Origin of the sequence: Guyparkeria sp. SB14A (assembly GCF_005096345.1) — a bacterium.
In the GTDB taxonomy this organism is placed as follows: domain Bacteria; phylum Pseudomonadota; class Gammaproteobacteria; order Halothiobacillales; family Halothiobacillaceae; genus Guyparkeria; species Guyparkeria hydrothermalis.
Window position 1 is genome coordinate 1 of the sequence record NZ_SWAW01000024.1, and the last position, 17,279, is coordinate 17,279.

Below are 17,279 nucleotides of genomic sequence, written 5' to 3' on the forward strand. Positions count from 1 at the left end.
GCGCGGATTTCTCCATCGAGGCCCGGAGCACTGAACCGCTCCACGAGGAGGCCGAATAGATTGACGCAACCTGATTATCCACCACCCCACCGGGGGCTTGCGATCGGGGAGCAGGCCATAGATGTGTCACGCCCCGGCGTGGCACCCGCATTCCATGGACGGGCCGTCCGGCAACGGGGCCCGTTCAGCATTATTCCGGCCCGTGGGCGTGCGCCCGGGGGCCCAGATCCGAATCAGCCGCAGAGATCGACCATGGCAAAACGTGACTACTACGAGGTGCTGGGGGTCAGCAAGAATGCCTCGGCCGACGAACTGAAGAAGGCCTATCGCCGCCTGGCGATGAAACACCACCCGGACCGCAACCCGGGCGACGAGCAGGCCGAGACGCTGTTCAAGGAGGCCAAGGAGGCCTACGAGGTGCTCTCCGATCCGCAGAAGCGGTCGGCCTACGACCAGTTCGGTCATGCCGGGGTCGACGGCCAGGGCGCCGGTGGCTTCGGTGGCGGCGGCTTCGGCGGTGGTGCCGGGTTCGCCGACATCTTTGGCGATGTCTTCGGCGACATCTTTGGCGGCGGACGCGCCCGGGGCGGCGCCTCGCGCGGGGCCGACCTGCAGTACAACCTCAAGCTGTCGCTCGAGGAGGCCGTGCGCGGCACCACGGTCGAGATCCGCATCCCGACCACCGAGCCCTGCGAGACCTGCGACGGCAGCGGCGCCAAGCCCGGTACCGGCAAGACCACCTGTACCACCTGCGGCGGCCAGGGCGCGGTGCGCATCCAGCAGGGCTTCTTCGCCATCCAGCAGCCTTGCCCCGACTGCGGCGGCGAGGGGCAGAAGATCGAGGACCCTTGCACGGATTGTGGCGGCACGGGTCGGATCGAGACGCAGAAGACCCTCTCGGTCAAGATCCCGGCCGGCGTGGATACCGGCGATCGCATCCGGCATTCCGGCGAGGGGGCGCCGGGCGAGAAGGGCGGCCCGCCGGGGGATCTGTACATCCTGATCGACATCAAGCCGCACCCGCTGTTCCGGCGCGACGACGCGGATCTCCTGTGCGACATGCCGATCAGCTTCACCACGGCCGCGCTCGGTGGCGAGATCGAGGTGCCCACGCTCGACGGCAAGGTGAGCCTGAAGATCCCGGCCGAGACGCAGACCGGCAAGGTGTTCCGCCTGCGCGGCAAGGGCGTGCGCCCGGTGCGCGGCGGCACGCAGGGCGATCTCCTGGTGACCGTGCACGTCGAGACGCCGGTCAAGCTCAACGACGAGCAGCGCGAGCTCCTCCAGGCGTTCGAGCGGTCGCTGGGCAGCGGCGAGGGCGACGGCGTGGCCAAGAAGCACCGCCCGCGCCAGCATTCGTTCCTCGACTCGGTCAAGCGCTTCTTCGACGACCTGCGCGGCGACTGAGCGTCGCGGAATCCGACGCTCGCCAGGTCCGTCCGGACGGGCGGCGAACGCGGCGGCCCGCCCGCCACCGATTGGCGGATGGCCGCGGTATCGCATTGACTTTGCCGGGCGTTGTCTTTATATTCCGGTTCCCGCGAACATTGGCTTTAAGAGTGATGCCGGGCCCCATATGGGGCTTTTTTATTTTCCCGGCTCCCGGTCTTGCGAACAGGACGGGTTCAACCAGCAGAGGGTGCAGTTAGACGTGCAGAGAATCCCGGCGGCGATCGAGGACATGCTCAAACCGGTGGTCGAGGACCTCGGTTTCGAGTGGGTCGGCGGCGAGTTCCGCGGCGGCCCGTCCGGCCTGCTGCGCGTTTACATCGACCACCCGGACGGCATGACGCTGGATCACTGCGCCGACGTGAGTCACGCCCTGGCTGGCGTGCTCGATGTCGAGGACCCGTTCCCGGGCGCCTACCGGCTGGAGGTTTCCTCGCCGGGCGTCGAGCGGCCGATGTTCCGCACCGAGGATTTCGCCCGTTTCGTCGGGCACCGCGTACGCCTGCGGCTGTACAAGCCGGTGGCGAAGCAGAAGAAGTTCGAGGGCGTCATTCAGGGCGTCGATGGCGAGGACATCACCGTCCTCGTCGACGAGGTGGGCGAGCTGGTCTTCCGTTTCGAGGAGGCCGAGAAGGCCCATCTGGTCTACGAGTTTGCCGACAACAGCAAGCGTGGCCGCAACAAGCGTAAGAAGCGGCGCACGGCGCGGAAATAGAGCGATCTGGCTAGCAACATGAACAAAGAAATCCTTTTTGTCGTCGATTCGGTTTCCAACGAGAAGGGCGTCGAGCGCGACGTGATCTTCGAGGCGATCGAGGCCGCGCTTGCCCAGGCAGCGCGCAAGCGCCATGGCGGTGACATCGAGACGCGCGTCGAGATCGACCGGGAAGACGGCAGCTATCGCACCTTCCGTCGCTGGCTGGTGGTCGAGGGCGAGACCTCCGAGCACCCCGAGCGCGAGATCATCCTCGAGGCCGCCCAGATGGACGACCCCGAGGTGCAACTCGGCGACTACATCGAGGAAGAGATCGAGTCGGCCGAGTTCGGGCGCATCGCCGCCCAGGCCGCCAAGCAGGTCATCGTGCAGAAGGTGCGCGAGGCCGAGCGCCGCCAGGTCGTCGACGCCTACATCGATCGCAAGGGCACCCTGATCATGGGGCTGGTCAAGCGCATCGATCGCGGCAACGTCATCCTGGACCTGGGCGGCAATGCCGAGGCGATGATCCCGCGCGACGAGATGATCGGCCGAGAGGCGGTTCGTCCCGGCGACCGCCTGCGTGGCTATGTCACCGACGTGCGCCACGAGCCGCGTGGTCCGCAGATCTTCGTCTCGCGCACGGCGCCGGAATTCCTGATCGAGCTGTTCAAGCTCGAGGTGCCGGAAATCTCCCAGGGGCTGATCGAGATCGTCAACGCGGCCCGCGACCCGGGCCTGCGCGCCAAGATCGCCGTGCTCTCCAACGACCCGCGCATCGACCCGGTGGGCACCTGTGTCGGCATGCGCGGTTCGCGCGTCCAGTCGGTGACCAACGAGCTCTCCGGCGAGCGGATTGATATCATCGTCTGGGACGAGAACCCGGCCCAGTTCGTCATCAACGCGATGTCGCCGGCCGAGGTGGTCTCGATCGTGGTCGACGAGGACGCGGGCAGCATGGACGTGGCGGTCAGCGAGGAGAACCTCTCCAAGGCGATCGGTCGCGGCGGCCAGAACGTCCGCCTGGCGAGCCAGCTCACCCGCTGGCAGATCAATGTCATGAGCGAAGAGCAGGCGATCGAAAAGGGCGAAACCGAGACCCGACGCATCGTCGAGCAGTTCATGGAGGCATTGGACGTCGACCAGGAAGTGGGCGAGGTGTTGGTCGAGGCCGGCTTCACCACCATCGAGGAAATCGCCTACGTGCCCACCGAGGAGCTGCTCGAGGTCGAGGGCTTCGACGAGGGCATCGTCGAGGAACTGCGCAACCGTGCCCGCGACGCCCTGCTGACCATGGCGATCTCCGGTGGCGGCGACGCCGAGGAGGAGGCCGAGTCGGCCGGCGAGGCGCTGGCGCTCGAGGAACTCGACGGGATGACGGCCGACCTGGCCGCCAACCTGCGCGAGAACAACATCAAGGACTCGGAAGACGTTGCCGAGCTGTCCATTGATGAGTTGACGGAATACGAAGGCGTGGACGAGGAGCTTGCCGGGCGGCTGATCATGGCCGCACGCGCACCCTGGTTTGCCTGAATCGGTCGGCGATTGCCCGAACCGTCGCCCTCGGCAGGTGCCGAGGCGTGAAATCACTGTTTGATAGTTTGTAGGACCACAGGAGTCGTTAATGTCCGAGGTCACGGTTAAAGAATTGGCAAAAGTGGTAGGCGCCACCCCGGAACGGCTGCTCGAGCAACTGGCCGAAGCGGGCGTTTCGGCGTCTTCCGTGGATGCCAGTGTCAGTGACGACGACAAGATGAAGCTGCTGGCCCATCTGCGCAAGTCGCGCTCGTCGGGCGAGGGAGAGGCCAAGAAGCCGTCCTCGCGCATCACGCTCAAGCGTCGTTCGCAGCAGGAAATCAAGGTCGGCGGCGGCGCCCGTGGCGGCAAGACCGTCGCGGTCGAGTACCGTCGCCGCAAGACCTACGTCCCGCGTGACGAGGTCGAGCAGCCCGAAGAGGCCGAGCAGGTCGAGCAGCCGGCCGAGGAAGTGACCCCGACTGCTGCGGTTGAAGAGCAGCAGCCGGCTGCCGAGGCAGCCCCGGCCGTCGAGGAGACGTCCAAGGCCGAGGCAGCCGAGCCGGTCGAAGCCGACGAGACGCCGGCCGAGCCCGAGCCGGTCGCCGAGCCGGCGGCCGAGGCCGAGGAGCAGCCCGCCGAGGAACCGGTTGAAGAGACCGCCGCCGAGGAGAGTGCCCCGGTAGAAGACGCGGCGGCCGAGGCCGGTGAAGACAAGGACGACGGCAAGAAGAAATCCCGCCTGCGCATCGTTGCCATGCCGGAAGAGGCGCCGGGCATCCCGGTCTCCGCCGACGAAGGCAAGCCGAAGCGTGGCAAGCACGGTGGCAAGGGCCGCCATGCACGCGAAAACGCCCGCGAGGAACTCCACCTGGGCGCCGGCGCCGGTCGTCGTCGCAAGAAGGGCAAGAAGGGCGCGGCGTCCAAGACCGCCGTGGCCACCCGCCACACCTTCGAGAAGCCGACTGCCCCGGTGGTCCGCGACGTCAACGTCCCCGAGTCGATCTCGGTCGAGGACCTGGCCCAGCGCATGGCCGTCAAGGGCGTCGACGTGGTCAAGACCCTGTTCAACATGGGCGTGATGGCCACCATCAACCAGGTGCTCGATCAGGACACCGCGATCCTGGTGGTCGAGGAGATGGGCCACAAGCCGCATGCCGAGTCCGAGACGGCGATCGAGGACGAGGCGCTCAAGCAGGTCGAGCAGGGCGAGGCCAAGCCGCGTCCGCCGGTGGTCACCGTGATGGGCCACGTCGACCACGGCAAGACCTCGCTGCTCGACTACATCCGTACCGCCAAGGTCACCGCGGGCGAGGCCGGCGGCATTACCCAGCACGTGGGGGCCTATCACGTCGATACGCCGCGCGGCACCGTCACCTTCCTCGATACCCCGGGCCACGAGGCGTTCACCGCCATGCGTGCCCGTGGGGCGAGCGCGACCGACGTGGTCGTGCTGGTCGTGGCGGCCGATGACGGCGTCATGCCGCAGACGAAGGAAGCGATCCACCACGCCCGGGCCGGCAACGTGCCGATGGTCGTGGCGGTCAACAAGATCGACAAGGACGGCGCCGACCCCGAGCGCGTCCGTGCCGAGCTTTCCCAGGAGGAAGTGATCTCCGAGGAGTGGGGTGGCGACACCCAGTTCGTGCACGTCTCCGCGCACACCGGCGAAGGCATCGACCAACTGCTCGAGGCGATCTTGCTGCAGGCCGAGCTCCAGGAGCTCAAGGCCCCGGTCGAGGGTCACGCCATCGGGACCGTGGTCGAGTCCTCGCTCGAGAAGGGGCGCGGCCCGGTCGCGACCATCCTCGTGCAGAGCGGCACGCTCAAGAAGGGCGACACCGTTGTCGTGGGCAAGGAGTACGGCCGGGTCCGTGCCCTGCTCGACGAGAACGGCCAGCAGGTCAAGTCGGCCGGCCCGTCGATCCCCGTGGTCGTGCTGGGCCTGTCCGGCACGCCGGAGGCCGGCGACGAGCTGGTGGTGATCGAGGACGAGCGCAAGGCGCGCGAGATCGCCGAGTTCCGCGAGGCCAAGCAGCGTGATTCGCGCCTGGCCGCCCAGCAGGCCGCCAAGCTCGAGAACCTGTTCGAGCAGATGAAGGAAGGCGAGGTCGAGTCGCTCAACGTGCTGGTCAAGGCCGACGTGCAGGGCTCGGCGGAAGCCATCCGCGACAGTCTGCAGAAGCTGTCGACCGACGAGGTCAAGGTCAACGTGCTGATGAGCGGCGTCGGTGGCATCAACGAGTCCGACATCAACCTCGCCTCGACCTCGAGCGCGATCGTGATCGGCTTCAACGTCCGTGCCGACGCCGCCGCTCGCAAGACGGCCGGCGAGCAGGACGTCGAGATCCGCTACTACTCGGTCATCTACGAGATGCTCGACGACGTCAAGGCGGCCATGAGCGGTCTGCTGGGTACCGAGACCCAGGAGAAGTTCGTCGGTCTCGCCGAGGTGCGCGACGTGTTCCGTTCGCCGAAGCTGGGCGCGATCGCCGGCTGCATGGTCACCGAGGGCGTGGTCAAGCGGAACAACCCGATCCGCGTCCTGCGCGACAACGTCGTCATCTACGAGGGCGAGCTCGAGTCGCTGCGCCGCTTCAAGGACGACGTCCAGGAAGTGCGTTCCGGTATGGAGTGCGGTATCGGCGTGAAGAACTACAACGACGTCAAGGTCGGCGACCAGATTGAGGTCTTCGAGCGCGTCGAGGTCCAGCGGACCCTGTAAGGCGAACGCGATGGCACAGGGTTTTCAGCGCCACCAGCGGGTGGCCGGCCAGATCAAGCGCGAGATCGCCGAGCTGATCCGCGACTCCGGCGTGGACAGCGGGGCGAACGCGCCGCTGACCATGTTGACGGTCACGGACTGCGAGGTCTCGCGGGATCTCGCCCATGCCCGCATCTTCTACAGCGTGCTCAATGCCAGCGAGCAGCCGGTCGCCGAGCAATGGCTCAACGAGGCAGCCGGTTACCTGCGCGGCGAGCTGGGTCATCGCATGCGCCTGCGTATCGTCCCGCAGCTGACCTTCATCTTCGACAACTCGATCGAGCAGGGCATGCAGATGGATGCCCTGATCCGGGCGGTGCGCGAGCAGGACGGCGACGAGGACGATCCGTCCGACGAGTCGGACCCCATCGACACCGACGGCCGGCACTGAGCCGGCCGCGTCAGTTCGCATGGCACGCAAGCGTCGCGGTCGCGAAATCAACGGCATCGTCCTGTTCGACAAGCCCCTGGGGCTCAGCTCGAACCAGGCGCTGCAGCGCGTGCGGCGGTTGTTCAACGCGGCGAAGGCCGGCCATACCGGCAGCCTCGACCCGGCCGCCAGTGGCCTGCTGCCGGTCTGCTTCGGCCAGGCGACCCGGATCTCGGGACTGTTGCTGGACGCCGACAAGACCTACCGGGTCACCGGCCGGCTGGGTACGCGTACCGACAGCGGCGATCTCGAGGGCGAGGTGATCGAGACCCGCGAGGTCCCGCCGCTGGATGCCGAGGCGATGGAGGCCGTGCTGGCCCGTTTTCGTGGCCGCGTCGAACAGGTCCCGCCGATGTATTCGGCCCTCAAGCACGAGGGCAAGCGCCTCTACGAACTGGCCCGCGAGGGCAAGACGGTCGAGCGCAAGGCGCGCACGATCGACTTCCACGAGGTCACCCTCGAGGCGCTCTCCTCGACCGAGTTCACCCTGCGGGTGCACTCGAGCAAGGGTGCCTACATCCGCACGCTGGTCGAGGATATCGGCGAGGCGCTCGGCTGCGGCGCGGTGGTGGCCGAGCTGCGCCGCATCGGACTGGGCCCCTGGTCGATGGACGAGCAGTCGACCTACCGGCTCGAGGAGCTCGAGGCGATGGTCGCCGAGGGCGGGCTCGACGCCCTCGATCGTGTTATCCTCCCGATCGATTCGGCGCTGGGCGCCTATCCGGCCGTCGTGCTGGATGCGGCCAGCGTCACACCAATTCGCCACGGTCATCCGGTGTTTGTGCCCAACGCGCCACAAACCGGGTGGTTTCGACTCTACGCACCCGACGACCTCTTCCTGGGTATGGGGGAAGTGCTGGATGACGGGCGAACCGCGCCGCGACGATTGTTCGCGGCGTTGTAAGGGGCTTTTGGCCCAGACGCATTGCGGGACGGTGACCGGTCGTCACTGACCCGCGATGGACTTTTAAAGCTTCACCCAGGCAGATAGGAGAACTCCCATGTCCCTGAACGAAAAGACCACCGCCGAGATCGTTGCTGAGTTCGGCAAAGACGCGAACGACACCGGTTCCCCGGAAGTCCAGGTCGCGCTGCTGACCCAGCGGATCACGCACCTGACCGAGCACTTCGCGACCCACAAGCAGGATCACCACTCCCGCCGTGGCCTGCTCAAGCTGGTCAACCAGCGCCGCAAGATGCTCGACTATCTCAAGTCCAAGAGCTTGACCCGCTACCAGGACCTGATCAAAAAGCTGGGCCTGCGCAAGTAAGCGCTTGCCGTTACACTAGGAACCCGCCGCAAGCCGGCGGGTTTTTTGTTTGCGGGGCCCTGAATGGCCCCGTCCCCATCACGAACACATTCGATACGTCAGGAGCCAAGCGTGGCAGTCAGCAAGCAGTCCTTCGAGTACGGTCAACACACCGTCACCCTGGAGACCGGCGAAATCGCCCGGCAGGCCAGCGGGGCGGTCATGGTGACCATGGGCGAGACGGTGGTCCTGGTCACCGCCGTGGTCGCGCCGACCGCCGATCCGGGCAAGGACTTCCTGCCGCTGACGATCGAGTACCAGGAGAAGTTCTACGCCGCCGGCCGAGTACCGGGCAGCTTCTTCCGCCGCGAGGGCCGTTCGACCGAGGGCGAGACCCTGGTCGCGCGCCTGATCGACCGCCCCGTGCGCCCGCTGTTCCCGAAGGGCTTTACCCACGAGACCCAGGTGATCGCGCAGGTGCTTTCGCTCGACCCCGAGGTCGACTCCGAGATCCCGGCCCTGCTCGGGGCCTCGGCGGCGCTGTCGCTTTCCGGTGCGCCGTTTGCCGGCCCGATCGGTGCGGCGCGCATCGGCCACATCGACGGCGAGTTCGTGCTCAACCCGAGCCCGGCGCAACTGACCGGGTCGCGGCTGGACCTGGTGGTCGCCGGGACCGACAAGGCCGTGCTGATGGTCGAGTCCGAGGCCGACCAGCTGCCCGAGGACGTCATGCTCGACGCGGTCATGTTCGGCCATGAGCAGATGCAGGCGGCCATCAAGGCGATCGAGGCCCTGGCCGCCGAGGCCGCCCGCCCGCCGATCGAGTGGACGCCGCCGGCCGACAGCTCCGCGCTGGCCGGGCAGATCGACGCGGCCTTCCGTGCCGAGATCGAGTCCGCCTACCAGATCGCCGACAAGGCCGAGCGCGGCAACCGCCTCGGCCAGCTGCGCGGCGCGATCCGCGAGCGCTTTGTCGACGAGGCCGCCGAGCCGCCGGTCACCGAGAAGACGGTCGACGCCCTGGTCAAGGGCATCGAGTCCGACGTGGTGCGCGGCAACATCCTCGCCGGCAAGCCGCGCATCGACGGGCGCGATACGCGCACGGTGCGCCCGATCAGCATCCGCACCGGCTTCCTGCCGCGCGCCCACGGCTCGGCGCTGTTCACCCGCGGCGAGACCCAGGCGATGGTGGTGACCACGCTCGGCACCGCCCGCGACGCGCAGCTGATCGACGCGGTCGGCGGCGAGCGCAAGGAACCGTTCCTGTTCCATTACAACTTCCCGCCGTTCTGCGTGGGCGAAACCGGTCGGTTCGGCGCGCCCAAACGCCGCGAGATCGGTCACGGCAACCTGGCGCGTCGTGGCGTGATGGCTGCGCTGCCGCCGGCGGACGAGTTCCCCTACACGATTCGCGTGGTCTCGGAGATCACCGAGTCCAACGGCTCGTCCTCGATGGCCTCGGTCTGCGGGGCCTCACTGGCGATGATGGATGCCGGCGTGCCGATGAAGGCCCCGGTGGCCGGTATCGCGATGGGCCTGATCAAGGAGGGCGAGCAGTTCGTGGTGCTGACCGACATCCTCGGTGACGAGGACCACCTCGGCGACATGGACTTCAAGGTCGCCGGCACCGCCGACGGCGTCAACGCCCTGCAGATGGACATCAAGATCGAGGGCATCAACCGCGAGATCATGGAAGAGGCGCTGCGCGAGGCACGCGCCGGGCGGACCCACATCCTCGGTTGCATGAACGAGGCCCTGGCCGAGGCGCGCACCGACCTCTCCTCGCACGCGCCGCGTTTCATCACCATGCGCATCAACCCGGAGCGCAAGGGTGACCTGATCGGCAAGGGCGGTTCGACCATCCAGTCCCTGACGCGCGAGACCGAGTGCCAGATCGACATCGGTGAGGATGGGACCGTCACCATCGCCGCGCCCAACGGTGAAGCGGCCGAGGAGGCGCGTCGCCGGGTCGAGGAGCTGACCGCCGAGCTCGAGGTGGGCAAGGTCTACCACGGCAAGGTGGTCGGCATTAAGGACTTCGGCGCCTTCGTCAACATCGCCCCGGGCAAGGATGGCCTGCTGCACATCTCCGAGATGGCCGACAGCCGGGTCGAGAAGGTCACCGACGTGGTCAACGAGGGGGACGAGGTGGACGTCAAGCTCCTCGAGATCGACCGCCAGGGCCGACTGCGACTGTCGATGCGTTTCTCCGCCTAGGGATCCAGCGGCTATGATGGTCCACGCCACCGGCGGCCATCACGCCGGATGACCCGGGAGTTCGACACGCCATGGCACAGGCCGATCACAACCCCAGCAACGACGAGGCGATCCAACGGATCGTCCAGTCCGTGCGGCTCGCCCGTCAGCCGATCGTGGATGCCGACCTCAATACCGTCGGCTACGAGCTGCTGTACCGTGCCGCGGACGCCGACCAGGTGGCCCGGATCGGCAATTCCAACCAGGCCACCGCCTCGACGGTGCTCAACGCCCTGAGCGAGATCGGCCTCGACAGCCTCGTCGGCGGCAAGCAGGCGTTCATCAACGTGCCCGGCAAGCTCCTGCACAGCGACGTGCTCGAGGGCATCGTCGCCCCGTCCGTGGTGCTCGAGATCCTCGAGACGGTCGAATGCAACGAGCAGACCGCCGAGTCCCTCAGGCGACTCAAGAGGGCGGGCTATCGCATCGCGCTGGACGACTTTCCGCCCGAGGCGATCGACCGCCCCTGCGTGGCCGAAAGCCACTACGTCAAGTTCGACACCCTGGCCGAAGGGACCGACCGGATCGTCGCCGCCGTGCCGGCGGCGCACCGGGCCGGCCTGAAGGTGATCGCCGAGAAGGTCGAGGAGTGGGACGTCTATGATCGCCTGCGTGACGCGGGTGTCGACTTCTTCCAGGGCCACTTCGTCTCTCGCCCGGAGATGGTGACACGCCCGACCGTGCGCGCCTCCAAGGCCAACCTGATGGGGCTGTTGATCCTGTTGCAGGACGACGAGGCCGAGTTCGGCGAGATCGTCGAGCGCATCAATACCGATCTCGCGCTGAGTTACCGCCTGTTGCGGCTGGTCAACTCGGCGGCGATCGGGCTCCGGCGGCAGGTGGATTCCGTCGAGGAGGCGGTGCGGTTGCTGGGGCTGAAGGCCGTGCGCAGCCTGGTCTACCTGTCGGCCCTGACGGGCGTGGACGGCAAGCCGCCGGCCCTGATCCACAACACCATGATCCGGGCGCGGTTCGCCGAGCTGCTGGCGGCACAGAGTCGCCTGGCCAATCCGCCGACCGCCTTCCTGGTCGGGTTGTTCTCCAATCTCGATGCCTTCTACAACCAGCCGCTCGCCCAGTTGATCGAGGAGTTGCCGCTGACCGACGACATCGCCAAGGCCCTGCTCGAAGGGCAGGGCAGCCTGGGCGAGTTGCTCGAGTACGTGCGCTTCTACGAGAAGGGCCAGTGGCTTGAGGGCGATGGCGAGACGGCCGTCTCCTCGCTCAACGAGGTGGCCCCCAACTGCTACCTCGACGCGGTGCGCTGGGACGAGGCGTTGCGCGCATCGCTCGGCGGGCCCTGACGACCGCGCCGCATTCGCCCGCCCCTAAGAAAAAGGGCCGTGATCGCGGGATCACGGCCCTTTTCTGCATCCGGGTATCCGACCGGGTCAGAACCGGCCGATGCTCGGATTGATGTAGCTCAGCAGCTCGCTGTGCTGACGGTTCATGCGTCGGATGATCTCCCGCACGCTGTGCACGATCGCCCGCATCACCTTGTAGACGAGGATCGGGTGGTCGACCAGCAGCGACTCGAGGTGGGCCCGGTCGAGCATGACCACTCGGGCATCGCCGACGGCGCGCAGGGTCGCGCTGTGCGGGGTTCCGTCGAGAAAGCCCGACTCCCCGGCCAGTTGCCCGGTCTCGAGCAGGTGCAGGGTGTCGGAGAACCCGCGGCCGGTATCGCGGCTGACCGCGAATCGACCCTGGATCACGATGAACAGCGTGTCGCTGATCTGGCCTTCCTCGAACAGGATCTCGCCGTTGCTCACCTCGCGGCGCGTGCACACGCTCGCGAGCAGGCGGCACTGCTCGTCGCTCAGTTCCTGCCCCAGCGCGGTCTGCTTGAGCTCCTCACCGGTTACGACTTGTTTCGTCATGGTCTTTCCTGTTGCCGTGTGACGGATGGGCGTGGCCCGGTTCAGGGCATGGCCTTGAGCGGCTCGGCCGGCAGGCTGCCCATGTCGGACTCGTCGCCGGCCTCAGCTGACTCGCCCGATGCGTTGTCGGCCTGGTTACTTGCCTGGCTGTCTGTCTGGCTATCGGCGTCACCGTCCCGCTCGACCATCGAGCGTACGTCGCTGGTCAGGATCTCGACATTCGCCGAATCGCGCAACTCGGCGATCATCCCGTTGATGGCGTCACGCCGGGCGCGATCCTCCAGTTCCGGGCGCATCTGCTCGAGCGTCGGCTTGGGCATCGGCCGGGTCTCCTCGAGCTGGACGATGTGCCAGCCGAAACGGGTCTCGACCGGCTCGTCGGCACGCTGCCCCGGTTCCAGGGCGCCAACGGCATCGGCGAACGGCTCGACCATCTGGTCGAGCGAGAACCAGCCCAGGTCGCCGCCCGCTTCGCCGGAGCCGGTGTCCTTGGAATGCTCCTGGGCGAGTTCGCCGAAGTCGGCGCCGTCGTCCAGCTGCGCGATCAGGTCGCGGGCGGTCTCTTCGTCCTCGACCAGGATGTGCATGGCGCGGTACTGGGTTTCCTTGCCCAGGGCCTCCATTTCCTTGTCGTAGGCGGCCTCGACGTCGGACTCGCTCACCTCCATCTCGGTCATGTAGTTCACGAGGTAGGCGTTGGCGAGCTGGTTGTCGATGGCGTTCTGGATGCGTGCCTGGGTCTGCGGGTCGCGGTCCAGGCCTTCCTCGCGGGCGCGGTCGGCCAGCAGGCGCAGCTCGACCATGCGGCTGACCAGGCGCTCCTCGGGCACCTCGGCGCCGAGGTTTTCCTTCACCACCTCGAGGTTCTCGCGGTAGAGCGGCGAGCCGTTGATGCGGGCGATCACCTCGCCGTCCTCGATGGTGGCGTACGCGCCGCCCGGGCTCGCCTGCTGACCCAGCGGGGTCTTCTCGGCGGTCGTCGCTCGATCCTCGCTGCAGCCGGTCATCGCCCCGGCGCTGAGCAGCAGCCCCGCGCTCAGCGCGATGGCCAGGCGGTGACGACGATGGGGGAGGCGGTCGGCGATCAGTTTGCTATCCATGAACGTATCCTTTGGTTGTTTCGTGTGGTTCGTTTTTCGTTGTGATGGCGCGGTGCCGTCCGATGCTAGCCGGTGGCAGCGAAAATCGGCTTGTAGGGGCGCACGTCGACCGAGGCGTACACGCCGCCGACGGCGAACGGGTCGGACTCGGCCCAGCGGCGGGCGGCCGCGAGGTCCTCGAAGGCCGCGACGATCAGGCTGCCCGACAGGCCCCGGTCCGGGTCGGCGGGGTCGATCGGCAGGGGGCCGGCAGTGAGGATGCGGCCCTCGTCGGTCATCGACTCGATGCGCGCCCGGTGGGCGTCGCGGTGCTCGGCCCGCAGCGGGGCGCTGTCGGCCACGTCGTTGGCCACGATCATAAACCATTGCATTGCGGCGGCGTCCTCCATTGCGATGCGGGTCGGGTCGGTGTCACGGGGTGACGATCAGGGGCGTTCGTCTCGGTCCGGCGGGCCGGTCTCCGCCTCGACCTCGGCGGGGCGTTCGGCGTACAGGCCCAGATAGAGCCCCTGCAGGATCATGAACACGAAGGTCATGCCCATCAGGCCGAACAGCTTGAAGTTGACCCAGAACTCCTCGGAAAACTGGTAGGCGACCAGGATGTTGGCCACGCCCGACAACACGAAGAAACCCACCCAGGCCCAGTTGACACGATGCCAGATGGCCCGCGGTACCTGGATGATGTGTTCCATCATCCGCTGGACCAGCGGCTTCTTGCCGATGAAGGCGCTACCCAGGAAGACCAGCGCGAACAGCCAGTTGAGGATGGTGGGCTTCCACATGATGAACAGCGGGTTCTGCAGGATCAGCGTCATGCCGCCGAACACGACGATCAGTCCCGCGGACACCCAGTGCATCCGCTCGACCTTGCGCCACATCAGCCAGCCGGCGGCGATCTGCACCACGGAGGCGACCATCGCCACCGCGGTGGCCACGTAGATCCCCTCGAGGTGATAGGCGCCGAAGAACAGCAGGATGGGGAAGAAATCGAACAGGAATTTCATCGTGTCTCGCGTAACGAAAAAGGGGCCTGGTATCGGGGCCGGCAGGACGTCCCTGCGGCCGCTTGCAGTACACTAACATGGGCGTGAGGGTGCGGGGAGCGAGCCGTTTGGCCATCCGCTTCTTCAGCCGACAACCGGGCCCGCCGCCACTGCCATTTGCCGCCACGAGGATCACCCATGAGCAAGATGCTCGACATCCATCCCGAGACACCCCAACCACGCTTCGTCAAGCAGGCCGCCGACGCCATCGCCCGCGGGCAGATCGTGGTCGTGCCGACCGACTCGGGTTACGCGCTGGCCTGCCGTCTGGAGGACAAGAACGCAATCGAGCGTATCGGCCGCATCCGGCGTGACGATGGCATCCACCATATGACCCTGTCGGTGCGCGATCTATCCGAGCTGGGGGTCTACGCCAAGGTGGATAACGTCCAGTTTCGTTTTCTCAAGACCCATATCCCCGGCCCCTACACCTTCATCCTGCCGGCGACGCGCGAGGTCCCCAGGCGATTGCAGCACGAGAAGAAGCGCTCGATCGGCCTGCGGGTGCCCTCGCAGGTGGTGTTGCGCGCCATCCTCGAGGCCCTGGATGCCCCCATCCTGAGCGCCTCGCTGGTGATCCCGGACCTCGACGAGCCACTCGACGATCCGGCGCTCTTTCCCACCGCGGTCACCAACCAGGTCGACCTGATCGCCGGCGCGGGCTTTCTCGAGCAGATCCCGGGCACGGTGCTCGACCTGACCGGTGATGATTTCGACGTCCAGCGCGAGGGGCTGGGCGGCGTGCCGCCCGAGCTGGCGGACTGAGCCGGACGTGCTGGAGCTTTCGTTCCTGCAGAAGATCGCGATCGGCATCCTGCCGATCCTGCTGGCGGTGACCGTCCACGAGGCCGCCCACGGCTATGTCGCCAACGCGCTGGGCGATCCCACCGCCAAGCGCGCCGGGCGGCTGACGCTCAATCCCATCCGCCACGTCGACTGGCTGGGCACGATCGTCGTGCCGCTGCTGATGTACCTGTTCACCCCGTTCGTCTTCGGCTGGGCCAAGCCGGTGCCGGTGAATGCCGCCCGCCTGCGTGACCCGCGTCGCGGCATGTTCCTGGTGGCCGCCGCCGGACCGGCTGTCAACGTCGTGATGGCGCTCGGCTGGGCGTTGGTCACCGTCCTGGCCCTGAAGGGGCTCGACGGCGGGATGGCGTTCGCCGAACCGCTGGCCCTGATGGGGCAGGTGGGGATTTTCATCAACCTGATACTGGCCGTGTTCAACCTGTTGCCGATCCTGCCGCTCGATGGTGGTCGGATGCTGGTGGCCGTGCTGCCGGCACGCTGGGGCGACACGATGTCACGCCTCGAGCCCTGGGGGCTGCCGATCGTGGTGGTGCTCCTGGTCACTGGCGTGCTCTCGGCGATCCTGCTGCCGATCATGGGCACGCTGCTCGGCTGGTTCAACGCCCTGATCCATGTCCTCTGAAGCCCACATCCCGGCAGACGATTCGCGGCGCTGGGTCGATGCCACGCCGCGCGTGTCGGGCCAGCCGCTCGAGCAGCTGCCGCTGGATCTCTACATCCCGGCCGATGCGCTCGCGATCTGGCTCGAGCAGTTCGAGGGGCCGCTGGATCTGCTGCTCTACCTGATCCGCAAGCACAACATCGACATCCTCGAGATCCCGGTCGCACGGGTCACCGAGCAGTACCTCGAGTACCTCGCCCTGATGAAGTCGATGGCGATCGAACTGGCCGCCGAGTACCTGCTGATGGCCGCCTGGCTGGCCGAGATCAAGTCGCGCATGCTCCTGCCGCCCGAGCCGCGCGAGGACGACGAGGAGGAACCGCTCGACCCGCGCGCCGAGCTGGTCGAGCGCCTGCTCGAGTACGAGCGCACCACCCGGGCCGCCGGTCTCCTGGACGAGCGGCCCCGCCGCGGCCGCGACTGGTTCGCGTTGTCGGTCGAGCCGCCCGAGCAGCTGCCCGCGCCACCGGTGCCGGCCGATCTCGCCGGGTTGATCGCGGCGATGAACGGGCTGCTGCGCGAGGGCAGCGTGCGTCGTGCCCACCACGTGCGCGCCGAGGGGCTTTCCATTCGACAGCGCATGACCGATATCCTCGATGTGCTGGCGGACCGGAGCCGTTGCGAGCTGGCCGAGGTATTTCGTCCCGAGGAGGGGCGGATGGGCGTGGCCGTGACCACCGTGGCGGTGCTGGAACTCTCGCGCACCCACGCACTCGACTGGTCGCAGGACGAGCCCTTCGGCCCCGTGACCCTGTTTCGCCTGGCCGGCTCGCCCGCCGAACCGACCGTTGAGGAGGAAATGCCCGGATGACCGACAAGGCACCACCCGCGATGCCCCCCGATCAGCGCGCCTCAAGCGGCAGCGAGCCGCCCGAGGGGCTGGTCGAACTGGTCGAGGCCCTGTTGCTGACGATCGACGAGCCGCTGTCACTGGACTCGTTGGGGGCGATGGTGGGGCAGGAGACCGCGCCGGAGCTGCTCGAGGCGACGCTGGCTCGCGTAGCCGCCCGGTGGGAGTCGCATCGCTTCATCGAGCTGGCCTCCCGCGAGGTCGGGGGGCGCCGCGTCTGGCACCTGGTGGCCACCGCCGCCGTGGCCCCGTATCTCAAGGCCGGCGAACCGGGGCGGGTGCCGAAGCTCAGTCGCGCGGCCCTGGAGACGCTCGCGCTGATTGTCTGGCGCCAGCCGATCACCCGTGGGGAGATCGAAGCGGCGCGCGGGGTGGCGGTCAACCCGCAGATCCTCAAGCAGCTGGCCGAACGCGGCTGGGTGAGGAGCCTGGGGGTCAAGGACAGTCCGGGGCGGCCGGAAATGCTGGGCACCACGCGCGAGTTCCTCGCCGATTTCGGCCTCGACTCGCTCGCGGACCTGCCGGATTTCGAACGCTTCGCCGGGCAGGACGACATCGACGTGTGACGGCATGGCCGGGG

The 17,279-nt window shown here is 67.4% G+C and carries 17 protein-coding genes; 13 read left to right on the forward strand and 4 right to left on the reverse strand.

Features of this window, described 5'->3' with window-relative positions; translation table 11 throughout:
* Positions 1–252 precede the first annotated feature (252 nt).
* The 9 genes from dnaJ (at position 253) to FAZ79_RS09015 (ending at position 11,662) form a co-directional block, all read left to right on the forward strand.
* Positions 253–1,407, forward strand: coding sequence for a molecular chaperone DnaJ (gene dnaJ / locus FAZ79_RS08975; RefSeq protein WP_136867635.1), 1,155 nt, complete (start codon positions 253–255; stop codon positions 1,405–1,407).
* Positions 1,408–1,651: 244 nt separating this feature from the next.
* Positions 1,652–2,164 (forward strand): ribosome maturation factor RimP, encoded by a 513-nt coding sequence (gene rimP, locus FAZ79_RS08980; RefSeq protein ID WP_231505807.1) that lies wholly within the window; start codon positions 1,652–1,654, stop codon positions 2,162–2,164.
* A gap of 18 nt (positions 2,165–2,182) precedes the next feature.
* Positions 2,183–3,676: a transcription termination factor NusA gene (gene nusA / locus FAZ79_RS08985; protein WP_136867636.1), complete on the forward strand. Its 1,494-nt coding sequence runs from the start codon at positions 2,183–2,185 to the stop codon at positions 3,674–3,676.
* 91 nt (positions 3,677–3,767) lie between these two features.
* Complete coding sequence (gene infB / locus FAZ79_RS08990; RefSeq protein WP_136867637.1) at positions 3,768–6,383, forward strand: translation initiation factor IF-2; 2,616 nt, start codon at positions 3,768–3,770, stop codon at positions 6,381–6,383.
* Positions 6,384–6,393: 10 nt separating this feature from the next.
* Positions 6,394–6,813 (forward strand): 30S ribosome-binding factor RbfA, encoded by a 420-nt coding sequence (rbfA, locus tag FAZ79_RS08995; protein ID WP_136867638.1) that lies wholly within the window; start codon positions 6,394–6,396, stop codon positions 6,811–6,813.
* Between the two features lie 19 nt (positions 6,814–6,832).
* Positions 6,833–7,756 carry a tRNA pseudouridine(55) synthase TruB gene (gene truB, locus FAZ79_RS09000; protein ID WP_136867639.1) on the forward strand — a complete coding sequence of 308 codons (924 nt, stop codon included), beginning with the start codon at positions 6,833–6,835 and terminating at the stop codon, positions 7,754–7,756.
* Positions 7,757–7,853: 97 nt separating this feature from the next.
* Positions 7,854–8,123, forward strand: coding sequence for a 30S ribosomal protein S15 (gene rpsO / locus FAZ79_RS09005; RefSeq protein WP_136867640.1), 270 nt, complete (start codon positions 7,854–7,856; stop codon positions 8,121–8,123).
* A 63-nt stretch (positions 8,124–8,186) separates the two neighbouring features.
* Complete coding sequence (pnp, locus tag FAZ79_RS09010) at positions 8,187–10,319, forward strand: polyribonucleotide nucleotidyltransferase (RefSeq protein ID WP_136867641.1); 2,133 nt, start codon at positions 8,187–8,189, stop codon at positions 10,317–10,319.
* Between the two features lie 71 nt (positions 10,320–10,390).
* On the forward strand, positions 10,391–11,662 hold the full coding sequence (locus tag FAZ79_RS09015; RefSeq protein ID WP_136867642.1) for an HDOD domain-containing protein: 1,272 nt from the start codon (positions 10,391–10,393) through the stop codon (positions 11,660–11,662).
* Between the two features lie 87 nt (positions 11,663–11,749).
* Here the strand turns inward: FAZ79_RS09015 and FAZ79_RS09020 are convergent, their stop codons facing one another.
* The 4 genes from FAZ79_RS09020 to FAZ79_RS09035 form a co-directional block, all read right to left on the reverse strand.
* Positions 11,750–12,238, reverse strand: coding sequence for a cyclic nucleotide-binding domain-containing protein (locus FAZ79_RS09020; protein WP_136867643.1), 489 nt, complete (start codon positions 12,236–12,238; stop codon positions 11,750–11,752).
* Between the two features lie 41 nt (positions 12,239–12,279).
* Positions 12,280–13,338, reverse strand: coding sequence for a peptidylprolyl isomerase (locus FAZ79_RS09025; RefSeq protein WP_136867644.1), 1,059 nt, complete (start codon positions 13,336–13,338; stop codon positions 12,280–12,282).
* A 65-nt stretch (positions 13,339–13,403) separates the two neighbouring features.
* Positions 13,404–13,709: a YciI family protein gene (locus tag FAZ79_RS09030; protein ID WP_136867645.1), complete on the reverse strand. Its 306-nt coding sequence runs from the start codon at positions 13,707–13,709 to the stop codon at positions 13,404–13,406.
* Between the two features lie 54 nt (positions 13,710–13,763).
* On the reverse strand, positions 13,764–14,342 hold the full coding sequence (locus FAZ79_RS09035; protein WP_136867646.1) for a septation protein A: 579 nt from the start codon (positions 14,340–14,342) through the stop codon (positions 13,764–13,766).
* A 186-nt stretch (positions 14,343–14,528) separates the two neighbouring features.
* On the opposite strand from FAZ79_RS09035, the gene FAZ79_RS09040 reads away from it, so the two are divergent.
* The 4 genes from FAZ79_RS09040 to scpB are packed head-to-tail and all read left to right on the forward strand — an operon-like array spanning position 14,529 to position 17,265.
* Positions 14,529–15,146, forward strand: coding sequence for an L-threonylcarbamoyladenylate synthase (locus tag FAZ79_RS09040; RefSeq protein WP_197039278.1), 618 nt, complete (start codon positions 14,529–14,531; stop codon positions 15,144–15,146).
* Between the two features lie 7 nt (positions 15,147–15,153).
* A complete protein-coding gene (locus FAZ79_RS09045; protein ID WP_197039203.1) occupies positions 15,154–15,810 on the forward strand; it encodes a site-2 protease family protein in 657 nt (218 codons plus the stop codon).
* A complete protein-coding gene (locus FAZ79_RS09050) occupies positions 15,800–16,660 on the forward strand; it encodes a ScpA family protein (RefSeq protein WP_136867648.1) in 861 nt (286 codons plus the stop codon). The genes FAZ79_RS09045 and FAZ79_RS09050 overlap by 11 nt, the downstream gene beginning before the upstream one ends.
* Positions 16,657–17,265, forward strand: coding sequence for an SMC-Scp complex subunit ScpB (gene scpB / locus FAZ79_RS09055; protein ID WP_136867649.1), 609 nt, complete (start codon positions 16,657–16,659; stop codon positions 17,263–17,265). Before FAZ79_RS09050 ends, scpB begins: the two co-directional genes overlap by 4 nt.
* The last annotated feature ends 14 nt before the right edge of the window (positions 17,266–17,279 follow it).

Bases quoted from the DNA above. Each gene is read 5' to 3' on its own strand.
- pnp (WP_136867641.1), top strand. From the start codon at position 8,187: ATGGCCCCGTCCCCATCACGAACACATTCGATACGTCAGGAGCCAAGC.
- FAZ79_RS09040 (WP_197039278.1), top strand. From the start codon at position 14,529: ATGCTCGACATCCATCCCGAGACACCCCAACCACGCTTCGTCAAGCAG.
- FAZ79_RS09020 (WP_136867643.1), bottom strand. From the start codon at position 12,238: ATGACGAAACAAGTCGTAACCGGTGAGGAGCTCAAGCAGACCGCGCTG.
- rpsO (WP_136867640.1), top strand. From the start codon at position 7,854: ATGTCCCTGAACGAAAAGACCACCGCCGAGATCGTTGCTGAGTTCGGC.
- truB (WP_136867639.1), top strand. From the start codon at position 6,833: ATGGCACGCAAGCGTCGCGGTCGCGAAATCAACGGCATCGTCCTGTTC.
- rbfA (WP_136867638.1), top strand. From the start codon at position 6,394: ATGGCACAGGGTTTTCAGCGCCACCAGCGGGTGGCCGGCCAGATCAAG.
- infB (WP_136867637.1), top strand. From the start codon at position 3,768: ATGTCCGAGGTCACGGTTAAAGAATTGGCAAAAGTGGTAGGCGCCACC.
- FAZ79_RS09015 (WP_136867642.1), top strand. From the start codon at position 10,391: ATGGCACAGGCCGATCACAACCCCAGCAACGACGAGGCGATCCAACGG.
- nusA (WP_136867636.1), top strand. From the start codon at position 2,183: ATGAACAAAGAAATCCTTTTTGTCGTCGATTCGGTTTCCAACGAGAAG.
- FAZ79_RS09030 (WP_136867645.1), bottom strand. From the start codon at position 13,709: ATGCAATGGTTTATGATCGTGGCCAACGACGTGGCCGACAGCGCCCCG.
- FAZ79_RS09035 (WP_136867646.1), bottom strand. From the start codon at position 14,342: ATGAAATTCCTGTTCGATTTCTTCCCCATCCTGCTGTTCTTCGGCGCC.
- dnaJ (WP_136867635.1), top strand. From the start codon at position 253: ATGGCAAAACGTGACTACTACGAGGTGCTGGGGGTCAGCAAGAATGCC.
- FAZ79_RS09050 (WP_136867648.1), top strand. From the start codon at position 15,800: ATGTCCTCTGAAGCCCACATCCCGGCAGACGATTCGCGGCGCTGGGTC.
- FAZ79_RS09025 (WP_136867644.1), bottom strand. From the start codon at position 13,338: ATGGATAGCAAACTGATCGCCGACCGCCTCCCCCATCGTCGTCACCGC.
- scpB (WP_136867649.1), top strand. From the start codon at position 16,657: ATGACCGACAAGGCACCACCCGCGATGCCCCCCGATCAGCGCGCCTCA.